Origin of the sequence: Rahnella rivi (assembly GCF_019049655.1) — a bacterium.
Lineage (GTDB): Bacteria > Pseudomonadota > Gammaproteobacteria > Enterobacterales > Enterobacteriaceae > Rahnella > Rahnella rivi.
In genome coordinates this window covers 17,695-30,248 of record NZ_JAFMOX010000052.1, presented here as the reverse complement: position 1 = coordinate 30,248, position 12,554 = coordinate 17,695, and the positions used below count along the sequence as shown (strand labels likewise).

Genomic DNA, 12,554 nt, shown 5'->3' with positions numbered 1-12,554 from the left:
ACGTTAGCGCAGAAAGACTTCTGAATAAAAAAGGCGGACAACTTTTCAGTATGTCCGCCCCTTCCAGCGCTATAAGTCCCGCTCATTCACTTTAGTTATCTGTCGATGACCATCGTCGTTAGCCTGGAAACACAGCATAATTCACCTTGCTGATCGAAAATCTCAATCTGCCAGACCTGACTGCGACGCCCCGTGCGTAATGCACGACACACCCCGCGAACATGGCCTTCTCTGGCCGACTTCATATGGCTGGCGTTAATCTCCACGCCGACCACCGTCTGTTGACCTTCACTGCACAGGTAACCGGCCATCGATCCCATGGTTTCTGCCAGCACCACGGATGCGCCGCCGTGTAATAAACCGAAAGGTTGGGTGGTACGGGCATCTACCGGCATGGTGGCTTCAAGAAAATCATCACCCAGCCGGGTAAACACTATCCCTACATGCCCTACCATGCATCCCTGACTGCGCTCATTGAGCGCTTCAAGCGTGGTGGTTCTTTTCCAGAATGACATTGTGCTTCCTTATCCTCAGGGAATGATTTCCAGCAGAGCCTGTAGCGGATGGCGAACCCCATTACCCTCAATACGTTTGACCTGGCTGCGGCATGAGTAACCCGTCGCCAGACAGCGCTGACGCGGTAAGCGCTGCAGCGAGGTATGCCATGACAGCTCATAAATTCCGAGTGAGTTTTTTAGATTTTTAGCTTCATGACCGTAGGTGCCTGCCATTCCGCAGCATCCGACGCTGACATTTTCCAGCTTCGCGCCGTAACGGGCAAAAATATCGCTCCACTGTTTTCCACTGGTCGGCAGCGCCGTGCTTTCGGTGCAGTGTCCAAAGAGATACCACGATTCGCCGCTTTGCTGCTGCGCCGGACGTTCTGCCAGCCAGGTATCCAGCCATTCGTGCACCAGCTGAACCTGGAAAGACCCGCGGGTGTCACCGAGAATTTCTTTATATTCATCGCGATAACACAATACCAACGCAGGATCGACGCCGACCATCGGCATTCCCAATTGCGATACGCGGTTGAGGAACAACGACGTTTTCTTCGCCGTTTTGGCAAAACGTTGCAGGAAACCTTTTATATGCTGCGCCTTTCCGTTCGGGGAGAACGGCAACAGCACCGGCTTCAGGCCGAGTTTTTCGATTAAACGAACGAAATCGGCCACCACCTGCGCATCGTAGAAGCTGGTGAACGGATCCTGAACGACCAAAACATATTCCCCTCGCTGAGCCGGTGATATTTTTTCCAGCTGTTCGAGCGTCATCGTAATGGCACGGTGCCCCAGCAATTGCTCACGTAGCGTCGGTGAAGACAGCAGCGGCAGATCCACCATGCCGATGCTTTTGCGGCTCATCTCCCGCACCCAGGGTTGTTTAAGGAAGAAGTTAAACAACTTTGGCGCCCGCGCCATCAGCGGAGCATAACTTTCCACGCTCGCGACCACATGGTCGCTGGTTGGGCGCAGATAGCGCGTGTGATAAAGCTGGAGGAAACGCGAACGGAACCCGGGAACATCTATTTTGATCGGACATTGCGTTGAACAGGCTTTACAGGCAAGACAGCCTGACATGGCCTCTTTAACTTCATGTGAGAAATCATATTCGCCTTTATTGGCATGCCAGGTATTACGCGTGCGATCGATCAGAGTGCGGAAACTCAGGCCTTTTTCCGGCAGGGCATTTTCCAGCACCAGCGGATCAACGCCCTGCTCTGACAGCAATCTCAGCCACTCGCGCACCAGACCTGCACGGCCCTTAGGCGAATGAATACGACTGCCGGTTATCTTCATTGACGGGCACATCGGGCTTTTCACATCAAAGTTAAAACACAGACCGTTGCCATTACATTCCATCGCGCCACGGAATGACTGACGCACCTCGAGCGGAATACGCCGGTCCAGGGTGCCCCGTTTGGCGGCATCCACTTTCATCATCGGCTCATCGCAGTCAAGCGGCGCACAGATTTTGCCGGGGTTCAGGCGGTTATCAGGGTCGAAGGCGGTTTTTATCCGTCGTAATTCATGGAACAACGTTTCGCCGAAAAATGCAGGACTGTATTCGGCGCGAAAACCTTTGCCGTGTTCACCCCACAGCAAACCGCCGTACTTGGCCGTCAGCGCCACCACCTCGTCAGAAATCTGTTTCAGCAACATCTCCTGCTGCGGGTCACACATGTCGAGTGCCGGACGCACATGCAGTACACCCGCATCAACGTGCCCGAACATGCCGTAGCTCAGATTATGGCTGTCGAGGAGTGCGCGAAACTCCACGATGTAATCCGCCAGATGCTGCGGAGGCACGCAGGTGTCCTCTGCAAACGGCAGCGGTTTTGCCTGCCCCTTGGCATTTCCGAGCAGCCCAACCGCTTTCTTACGCATATTGTAAATGCGTTCGATTCCGGCGAGATCGGCGCAAATCTGATAGCCAATCACCCCGCCTTCCTTGTCGCTCATGAGCCCGTCAAGACGTTCGCATAATGCACTCACCTGATCTTCAATCAGATCGGCGTCGTCACCGGCGAATTCAACAATGTTCAACCCCTGCATATCTTTGCCGTCAACGTCCTTAATGTACTCACGGACGCTATGCCAGACGATATCCTCACGTGCCAGATTCAGCACCTTTGAATCGACGGTTTCCACTGACAAGGCTCTGGCGTCGACCATAAACGGCGCATTACGCAGCGCGGAATTAAAGGAGTCGTACTTAATATTGACCAGCCGACGCACTTTGGGGATGGGTGTGATATTCAGGCGCGCTTCAGTAATAAACGCCAGCGAACCTTCGGAACCGGTCAGGATCCGTGTCAGATTGAAGGTTTGCAGATCATCGCTTAATACATGGCGCAAATCGTAACCGGTGAGGAAGCGGTTAAGTTTTGGAAACTTTTCAATCACCAGCGCGCGGTTATCGCGACAACTGTCTAATACCGTGCGGTAGATTCTGCCAATCACCGAGTCTTCTTCACCGAGTTTGTCGGCAAGCGCAGCGGGCATGGCGGTGGTATCGAGCATCTCCCCACCGAGCACAATCGCCCTCACCCCGAGAACATGGTCCGAGGTTTTGCCATAAACCAGCGACCCCTGCCCTGACGCATCGGTATTGATCATGCCGCCGAGCGTCGCGCGGTTACTGGTCGACAATTCAGGTGAGAAGAAATAACCCAAAGGGCGCAGATAGTCATTGAGCTGGTCTTTGATAACACCAGCCTCAACCTTGACCCACCCCTGTTCAGTGTTGATATCGAGAATGCGGTTCATATGACGGGACATATCAACCACGATGCCGCGGTTCAGAGCCTGACCGTTCGTGCCAGTGCCCCCGCCGCGCGGCGTGAAGACCAGCGTTTTAAAACGTTCCTGCCCGGCAACGCGGGCAATCAGGGCAACGTCTGAGGTTGCCAGCGGAAACAGGACCGCATCCGGTAACAGCTGATATACGCTGTTGTCGGTCGCCATCGTCAGGCGATCCGCGTATGTCGTGGTTAGATCACCGGTAAAACCGTTGCTCTTTAAGGCTTCCAAAAAATCGAGCACCAGCTGGATGACACCCGGCGCCTGAGAAATCTGTGGGATCATTGAATTATGACTCTGTCTTTGTTGTATGCCTGGCAGACGCTAAGCGCTTGCCGGATCTGCCGGGCAGATCCACCCTGTTCTTTACCCAGAATAAAAACTAACATACTTCGTTTTTAAGCGCTCCGTCTGGCTGAACTTTGTTTCAATTGTTTCATGACGTTCCGCAAAATGCCGGTCTGGCAACACCGTGTTGCAACTAAATTTGCGGCGCGCTATCCAAACCTGACTGAATGTTCCATGATTATTGATGGATGCCGTCGGCGCGGCGTATCGCTATTTTGGAGGCTCAAGGCTGAAGCCTCTTCGTTTATCCTTATGAGAAACATGAATGAATCTCCCAATTAAACGTTATGACTTACCACAAATTATGTTTGGGGTGCTCTTTATTGCGCTGATGACTGTTGCCAGCATCTGGATAGTTCAGCCCTTTATATTAGGCTTTGCCTGGGCGGGAATGGTGGTGATTGCCACCTGGCCGCTGATGATCAAATTACAGCGCATATTGTGGGGGCGACGTTTCCTTGCCGTCATCGTCATGACCCTGCTGCTGATCTTACTCTTCGTCTTACCCATTGCTTTACTGGTCAGCAGCGCCATTGAAAATGGTGCGCCGCTGGTGGCGCTGGCAGGCAATCCCTCGACCTTGCATATGCCGGATTTTCAGTGGCTGAAAGCGATCCCGCTGGTGGGTCATAAGCTGTATTACGGCTGGCACGCGCTGATTAATGGCGGCGGCAATGTTTTGATGACCAAAGTACAGCCTTACGTCGGACAAACGGCATCCTGGTTCCTGACGCAGGCCGGGCATCTGGGGCGCTTTATTGTTCACTGTTCTCTTATGTTGTTGTTCAGCGCCCTGCTCTATAGCCGGGGTGAACAAGTCGCGATGGGGATCCGCCACTTCGCGGTGCGTCTGGCGGCAGAGCGCGGCGATGCGGCTGTCATTCTGGCCGGTCAGGCGATCCGCGCGGTCGCTCTGGGTGTGGTGGTGACCGCCATTGTGCAATCCGTTCTCGGGGGTATCGGGCTGGCGATTGCCGGCATTCCTTATGCGACCGTATTAACCGTCGTGATGTTTGTCTGCTGCGTCGCGCAAATTGGCCCGTTGCTGGTGCTTATCCCTGCCATCATCTGGCTTTACTGGTCAGGTGATAATACCTGGGGCACGGTGCTGCTGGTCTGGAGTTGTGTGGTCGGTTCACTGGATAATGTGCTGCGCCCGGTGCTGATCCGCATGGGTGCCGATTTGCCTATGTTGCTGATTTTGTCAGGCGTTATCGGTGGCCTGTTTGCTTTCGGCATGATTGGTCTGTTCATCGGCCCGGTGGTACTGGCCGTTTCATACCGCCTGATTTCGCTTTGGGTGCATGAGGCACCAGAGCCTGAGTCAAACCCGGAAGAAGCATTAAAAGCGCTAAACGAGTGATACCTTCAGACATTCATTAACGCTCTGGCGTTGTCCCATCTGAATAATGAGACAACGCCACTGCCTGTTATTCCCGCCAATATTTTTACCTCTTCTTGTGTTAAAAAAACGTCTTATCCTCTTTCAGCTAATAATAAAACCTATTAGGAGGATTCTTACAGACTAAATACCTTGAGAAACCTAGTATTATTAACAGTTCGGATTTCAACCCACTGATTTATATACACGCTTTCCCCTAAAGCATGTATACCCCAAATTGCTGTGTGTAGTCTTTGCCTGTCTTCGTGACGGGCTTTTTTTTATCCGAAATTTGCCCTAGGTTATTTTTCGCACCTGACATACCCCGGTATTTTTAGTTCATAAAAAAAGCCATCGCTTTTACACGATGGCCTGCATTCATTATTTCACCTACATTCGGAATTTATTTACTTGCCTGCCAGCGCCAGCCAGGTCTGCACGACGGTATCCGGATTGAGCGACAAGCTGTCGATACCCTCTTCCATCAGCCACTGGGCAAAGTCCTGATGATCAGAAGGACCCTGTCCGCAGATGCCTACGTACTTGCCCTGTTTCTTCGCGGCTTTAATCGCCATCGATAAAAGCGCTTTCACCGCTTCGTTACGTTCATCAAAGAGCTCAGACACCACGCCGGAATCGCGATCCAGCCCCAGCGTCAGCTGGGTCATGTCGTTTGAGCCAATAGAGAAACCGTCGAAGTGTTCAAGGAACTGATCTGCCAACAGCGCATTCGATGGGATTTCACACATCATGATGACTTTAAGGCCGTTCTCACCACGTGTTAATCCCTGACGGGCCAGTTCTGCAACCACGGCTTCAGCCTGTGCAACGGTGCGAACAAACGGGATCATCACTTCAACATTGGTCAGGTCCATGTCATTACGCACCCGTTTCATGGCTTCACATTCCAGCGCAAAACAATCGCGGAAGCTGTCAGACACATAACGGCCCGCACCACGGAAGCCCAGCATCGGGTTTTCTTCATGCGGTTCGTATTTCTCGCCACCGACCAGGTTAGCGTATTCATTCGATTTGAAATCAGACAAACGCACGATCACGCGTTTTGGCCAGAAAGCTGCGCCCAGCGTGGCGATCCCTTCGGTCAGCCGCGCCACGTAATACTCACGCGGGCTGTCATATCCCTGAATAAGTTTACTGATTTCGTTCTGCAACTCCGGCGTCTGCTGGTCAAATTCCAGCAATGCTTTCGGATGCACCCCTATCATGCGGTTGATAATGAATTCTAACCGCGCCAGACCGACACCTTCATTTGGCAGGCAGGCAAAATCAAATGCGCGATCCGGGTTACCGATATTCATCATAATTTTCAGCGGGAGCGCCGGAAGTTCATCTACCTCAGAACTTTGTATCGTGAAGTCCAGCTCATCCTGATACACATAGCCGGTGTCGCCCTCGGAACAGGACACCGTGACCTTCTGTTTTTCTTTCAGTTTTTCAGTGGCATCACCACAGCCAACCACTGCCGGGATCCCCAGTTCACGGGCAATGATCGCCGCATGACAGGTTCGGCCACCGCGGTTGGTGACAATCGCCGACGCTTTTTTCATGATCGGTTCCCAGTCAGGATCCGTCATGTCGGTCACCAGTACATCGCCGGGCTTAACGTGATGCATTTCACTGATGTCATGAATGATTTTCACCGGGCCCGCGCCGATACGGTGACCGATGGCCCGGCCTTCCACCAGCACGTTGCTGCTGCCGTTGAGCTGGTAACGCTCCATCACCTGACCGTTAGAACGTACAGTTTCCGGGCGTGCCTGCACGATATACAGCTTGCCGTTATGTCCGTCTTTCGCCCATTCGATATCCATCGGACGGCCATAATGTTTTTCAATTAACAATGCCTGACGCGCCAGCGCCTGAATTTCTTCGTCCGTCAGCGAGAAGGTTGTGCTGAGTTGGGCGGGCACATCTTCAATCTGAACTTGTTTGCCGTGCTCCTGGCTGGCTGCATACACCATGCGAATTTTCTTGGAGCCCATGGTGCGGCGCACGATGGCCGGCTTGTTTTTCGCCAGCGTCGGTTTGTGCACGTAGAACTCATCCGGGTTTACCGCGCCCTGAACCACCATTTCGCCCAGGCCGAAGGCTGACGTGATAAAGACCACCTGATCAAAACCAGACTCAGTATCTATGGTGAACATCACCCCTGCGGCCGCGAGATCAGAACGCACCATGCGTTGTACGCCGGCTGAAAGCGCAACGCCGCGATGATCGTAACCCTGATGCACACGATACGAGATTGCACGATCGTTAAATAACGACGCGTAAACGTGCTTCACTGCAGTCAGTACGGCATCGAAACCCTGAACGTTGAGAAATGTTTCCTGTTGCCCGGCAAAAGAAGCATCGGGCATATCTTCAGCCGTGGCGGAAGAACGCACGGCAAAAGAAGCATCAGGCTCACCTTCAGAAAGTTGCTGATAAGCCTCACGGAGGGAGGCTTCAAACTCAGGCAGGAAAGGCGTTTCCACTATCCACTGTCGAATTTTTTCCCCCGCCTGCGTTAACTGCGCAATATCATCTACATCGGTTTTATCCAGTAACTCATGGATGCGATGATTCACGCCGCTTTGGTCGAGAAAGTCATTGAAAGCCTGAGAAGTGGTGGCAAAACCATTAGGGACAGATACCCCTAACTCAGACAAATTGGTGATCATTTCCCCGAGGGATGCGTTCTTGCCCCCGACTTTATCAACGTCGTTCATACCCAGTTGGTTGTACCAGATAACATTGCGTAAATCGGGATCGAGATGAGCCATGAAACAATCCTTTCTTAATATTCAGTAGGAGAGCAGAGAGTCGTCATTCATTCGCACAGTCAGAAGACAAATGACTTAATTTTATCTGGCAGCGTGTCTGTTAACACCGGTTCATATATCACGCTGTTATTTCGAGACTAGCATAATGATCCATAAGAGCAGGACAGGTGAATCGATCCAGCAAAACAAACTATTTTTGTTTCGGAAAATTCCACAGCCCGGCGGCGGACCGTTCAGGTGAAAATCACAATATTCCTTATGAATCAGCATGAAATTGTCTGTAAACCTGTCACAAAAATCAGGCTACCAGAGAAGCTGACGCGCTGCTGAAGCAAATCAAAAAGCTGCGGAGAATCGCGAAAAAATTAAAATCCTATTTCATTTATTACAGTCATTTTGCGCACTGTCTCGCAGCAATGAACATAAGTCTGAAGGTCAGGTGAAATAGCCTTTTTATTTATGCGATTTCTCGGTATTACTAAGCGTGTTCCCGAAAGGGTGAGGTAAACAGAAAGAATTTCAGGAGCGGTGTGTGGACAGATGTGTATTTTACATTTCCGACGGTACGGCAATTACGGCTGAGGTATTAGGCCATGCCGTGTTGTCACAGTTTCCGGTCAACGCGACCACGTATTCGCTCCCTTTCGTCGAGAGTGAGGAACGCGCTAAAAAAGTGTGCGAGCAAATCAACACCATTTATGAAAACACGGGTGACCGCCCGCTGGTGTTTTACTCGATCGTTTCACCGGACATTCGTGACATCATCAAAGCCAGTGAAGGGTTTTGTCAGGATATTGTGCAGTCTCTGGTGGCGCCGCTGCAAAATGAGCTGGGCGTGGAGCCAACGCCGATTGCCAACCGCACGCACGGCCTGACCGCCAGCAATATCACTAAATATGATGCACGTATTGCCGCCATTGATTACACCCTGGCGCATGACGACGGGATTTCTTTGCGAAATCTGGATCAGGCGCAGGTGATTTTGCTGGGCGTGTCCCGCTGCGGCAAAACACCGACTAGCCTCTATCTGGCACTCCAGTTTGGGATCCGCGCGGCAAACTACCCGTTTACCGCCGATGATATGGATAATATTCAGCTGCCTGCGGCACTGAAACCTCATATGCATAAGCTTTTCGGGCTGACCATCGATCCTGAACGCTTAACCGCTATACGTCAGGAACGGGTGGAAAACAGCCGCTACGCCTCCCTGCGCCAGTGCCGCATGGAAGTCTCTGAAGTGGAAGCACTTTTCCGTAAAAATCAGATCCGCTATCTCAACAGCACAAACTATTCTGTTGAGGAGATTGCAGCGAAGATCATGGACAGCTTCGGCATGAGTCGCCGCATGTTCTGAGCCTTTTGCTGATGTGGGTGGCATAACCCGCCAACAGTGGTTGAATTCATCTGTTATTACGTTATTGTGATCGCCATCACTTCCCGGTATTCCTGCCGCAGCGAAGAAACAAATTTTAGAGAGCACCATGTCACAAACAGATGAGCTGCGTACGACGCGCATCGACAGCCTGATTACGCCTCAGGCACTGGCAGATAAATTGCCAATCTCTCCGTCGGTCGCCCAACACGTGATGGCATCACGTAAACGTATTGAAAAAATTATTACCGGTGAAGACCCGCGTCTGCTGGTGGTTGTCGGGCCCTGCTCAATTCATGATATTGAAGCCGCTATTGATTACGCCGGAAAGCTGAATGTTCTGCGTGAGAAATATCAGGATCGCCTTGAAATCGTGATGCGAACCTATTTTGAGAAACCCCGCACCGTGGTGGGCTGGAAAGGTCTGATTTCAGATCCGGAGTTAAACGGCTCATGCCGGGTTAATGAGGGTATCGAGCTGGCGCGCAAAGTCTTACTGGCCATCAATGAGCTGGGTATTCCTACCGCGACCGAATTTTTGGATATGGTGATCGGCCAGTATATTGCCGATCTCATCAGCTGGGGCGCTATCGGTGCGCGTACCACTGAGAGCCAGATCCATCGCGAAATGGCGTCCGCCCTGTCCTGTCCGGTGGGTTTTAAAAACGGTACAGACGGCAACACCCGCATCGCCATTGATGCTATGCGCTCCTCCCGCACCAGCCATATGTTCCTGTCGCCGGACAAAAACGGTCAGATGACGATATATCGCACCGCCGGTAATCCTTACGGCCATGTCATTATGCGCGGTGGTAAAAAACCGAATTATCATGCTGAAGATCTTAAACAGGCTTGTCTGAATCTTGCCGAATTCGACCTGCCACAGCGCCTGGTCATTGATTTCAGCCACGGTAACTGTCAGAAACAGCACCGGCGCCAGCTGGATGTTGCGGCCGATATCTGCGAGCAAATTCGCAGCGGTTCTACAGCGGTAGCAGGCATCATGGCGGAAAGTTTCCTGGTCGAAGGAACTCAGCCTATCGTGCCCGACAAACCGCTGGTATACGGAAAATCCATTACCGACCCTTGCCTGAGCTGGGAAGATACAGAAACGCTGCTGTCCATGCTGGCGGATGCCACCGACAGCCGGTTCTGATCCCTTCCGGTAAACCACGCAAGACAGCCCAGGGCAACGTTCACGTTGCCCTTTTTTATGCCTTCAGATCGCCCTGACGTTCACCTCAATATTTTCAAAACCACTGCGTTATCCCCCGGTATTTAAAGGGCTATTTTCCGAAAATTACATTCTGCCAACAAAAATTTTCTTGATGTGTTTCTGCAATGATTTGATAATGATTATCAAATTGATATTAATTCCCATTACCATGCTTGAGCGAGATAGTGGTCATGCGGAACAATATTTTACAAATCATTCACATAACAGCTCAAATTTTTATCTGCCCAATGGCGGATGACGTTTAAGACTACGAGGAGACAGCCATGCATTCAGTTCACTATCAGGATTATTTACAGGCAAAAGACGCTAATCCAGGTAAATACGCACGCGATCTGGCCAACATTCTTGGTATCAGCGAAGCCGAATTAACGGCCCTGCGCGTTTCCCACGACTCAGCAAGACTGAATGTTGATGCCCGCACGCTGCTCGCCGCGCTGGAACACGTCGGCGGCACAAAATCCATCACCCGCAACGAATATGCCGTTCACGAACAACAGGGCCATTATCAGAATCAGCATCTGAACGGACACGCCGGGCTTATCCTCAATCCGCGTGCGCTGGATTTGCGCCTGTTCCTGCAACACTGGTTGCACATTTTCAGCATGACGGAATCCACCGCACGCGGCGATCGTCACAGCATTCAGTTCTTTGATGCTCAGGGCGAGGCGGTGCATAAAGTTTATACCACCGATGAAACGGACATGGCGGCGTGGAATGCGCTGGTTGAACAGTACAAAAGCGACGTTAACCCGCCGCTGCAACTCGAAGCCGCACCCGCTTCACCGGAACCGACACCTGCAGACACCAGCACTCTTGATGCCGAGTGGCGTGCGATGACAGACGTTCACCAGTTTTTCCAGTTGCTTAAACGTCATGATGTCACGCGCCAGCAGGCATTCAACGCGGTTGGCGATGATCTGGCCTGGCGGGTTGAAAACGATTCCCTCACCCGTTTACTGAACATTGCCAAAGACAGTCAGAACGAGATCATGATTTTCATCGGCAACAAAGGCTGTGTGCAAATCTTCACCGGCAAGATCGAAAAAGTGATGCCACACGGCGAATGGATCAACGTTTTCAATACGCGTTTCACACTCCATCTGGTGGAAAGTGCCATTGCAGAGAGCTGGATCACCCGTAAACCTACCAAAGATGGCTTCGTCACCAGTCTGGAACTGTTCGCCGCAGATGGCACTCAGATTGCGCAACTGTATGGTCAGCGCACCGAAGGCACGCCTGAACAAACGCAATGGCGCGAACAGCTGGCACAACTGAGCAACGAAGGCGCCACGGTATGAAACACACACTGAAAACGCTGATCGCCACCGTCGCCCTGCTCTCTTCGCCGCTGATCCACGCCGCAGAAAAGCTGGTAAGTATCGGCGGTGACGTGACTGAAATTGTTTACGCACTGGGTGCGGGCAATGAAATGGTGGCGCGCGACAGCACCAGTCTGCGCCCCAAAGCCGTGCTGGCGCTGCCGGACGTCGGTTATATGCGTCAGCTTAATACCGAGGGCATTCTCTCCATGCACCCGACGATGGTGCTGAGCAGTGAACTGGCCGAGCCTTCGCTGGTATTACAGCAATTGGCACAAAACGGTGTGAAGGTCGTCCGCGTGCCGGGCATGGCGTCAGTGGATGCCGTGCCGAAAAAGATTGATGTGATTGCCAAAGCGCTGAACCGTCAGGCTGAAGGTGAAAAGCTGATTGCGACTTATCGCACCCAGCTTTCTGCCGTCAAACACGATCCTCTGCCGGTAAAAATGCTGTTTGTGATGAGCCACGGCGGCATGACCTCGATGGCCGCCGGTCAGGATACGGCAGCCGATGCGATGATCACGTCGGTTGGCGCGAAGAATGCCATGCAAGGTTTCAGCCGCTATCGTCCGCTGTCCCAGGAAGGGGTGATTGCCAGCGCGCCAGACATTTTGCTGCTGACCGCTGACGGAATTAAAAGCTTAGGCGGAATGGATCAGGTGTGGAAATTACCCGGCGTGGCCATGACGCCAGCCGGTAAAAACAAACGCGTACTGGTGCTCGATGATATGTCCCTGCTGGGCTTTGGATTACAAACTCCGGCAGTGATGACTCAGCTCCGTCAGGCGGCGGAAAACGTTAAATGAGCAGCA

The 12,554-nt window shown here is 52.1% G+C and carries 8 protein-coding genes; 5 read left to right on the top strand and 3 right to left on the bottom strand.

The window, feature by feature from the left end; all coding sequences use genetic code 11:
• Positions 1-95: 95 nt before the first annotated feature.
• Positions 96-515: a hotdog fold thioesterase gene (locus tag J1779_RS06840; protein ID WP_056773534.1), complete on the bottom strand. Its 420-nt coding sequence runs from the start codon at positions 513-515 to the stop codon at positions 96-98.
• Between the two features lie 15 nt (positions 516-530).
• Positions 531-3,587, bottom strand: a complete 3,057-nt coding sequence (gene ydiJ / locus J1779_RS06835) for a D-2-hydroxyglutarate dehydrogenase YdiJ (RefSeq protein WP_217203263.1) — start codon at positions 3,585-3,587, stop codon at positions 531-533.
• 328 nt (positions 3,588-3,915) lie between these two features.
• Between ydiJ and ydiK the strand changes: the two genes are divergently transcribed.
• Positions 3,916-5,013 carry an AI-2E family transporter YdiK gene (gene ydiK / locus J1779_RS06830; protein WP_056773526.1) on the top strand — a complete coding sequence of 366 codons (1,098 nt, stop codon included), beginning with the start codon at positions 3,916-3,918 and terminating at the stop codon, positions 5,011-5,013.
• 425 nt (positions 5,014-5,438) lie between these two features.
• Here the strand turns inward: ydiK and ppsA are convergent, their stop codons facing one another.
• Positions 5,439-7,814 carry a phosphoenolpyruvate synthase gene (gene ppsA, locus J1779_RS06825; protein ID WP_217203261.1) on the bottom strand — a complete coding sequence of 792 codons (2,376 nt, stop codon included), beginning with the start codon at positions 7,812-7,814 and terminating at the stop codon, positions 5,439-5,441.
• 532 nt (positions 7,815-8,346) lie between these two features.
• Here ppsA and ppsR point away from each other — a divergent pair.
• The 4 genes from ppsR (at position 8,347) to J1779_RS06805 (ending at position 12,548) form a co-directional block, all read left to right on the top strand.
• A complete protein-coding gene (gene ppsR / locus J1779_RS06820; RefSeq protein WP_122095592.1) occupies positions 8,347-9,168 on the top strand; it encodes a posphoenolpyruvate synthetase regulatory kinase/phosphorylase PpsR in 822 nt (273 codons plus the stop codon).
• Positions 9,169-9,295: 127 nt separating this feature from the next.
• Complete coding sequence (locus tag J1779_RS06815) at positions 9,296-10,342, top strand: 3-deoxy-7-phosphoheptulonate synthase (RefSeq protein WP_217203259.1); 1,047 nt, start codon at positions 9,296-9,298, stop codon at positions 10,340-10,342.
• Positions 10,343-10,686: 344 nt separating this feature from the next.
• The gene (locus J1779_RS06810; RefSeq protein ID WP_217203257.1) at positions 10,687-11,721 is read left to right on the top strand and encodes a hemin-degrading factor; all 1,035 of its coding nucleotides are present in this window, start codon (positions 10,687-10,689) and stop codon (positions 11,719-11,721) included.
• Entirely contained in the window at positions 11,718-12,548 is an 831-nt protein-coding gene (locus J1779_RS06805; RefSeq protein WP_217203254.1) for a heme/hemin ABC transporter substrate-binding protein, read from the top strand. The genes J1779_RS06810 and J1779_RS06805 overlap by 4 nt, the downstream gene beginning before the upstream one ends.
• Positions 12,549-12,554: the final 6 nt, after the last annotated feature.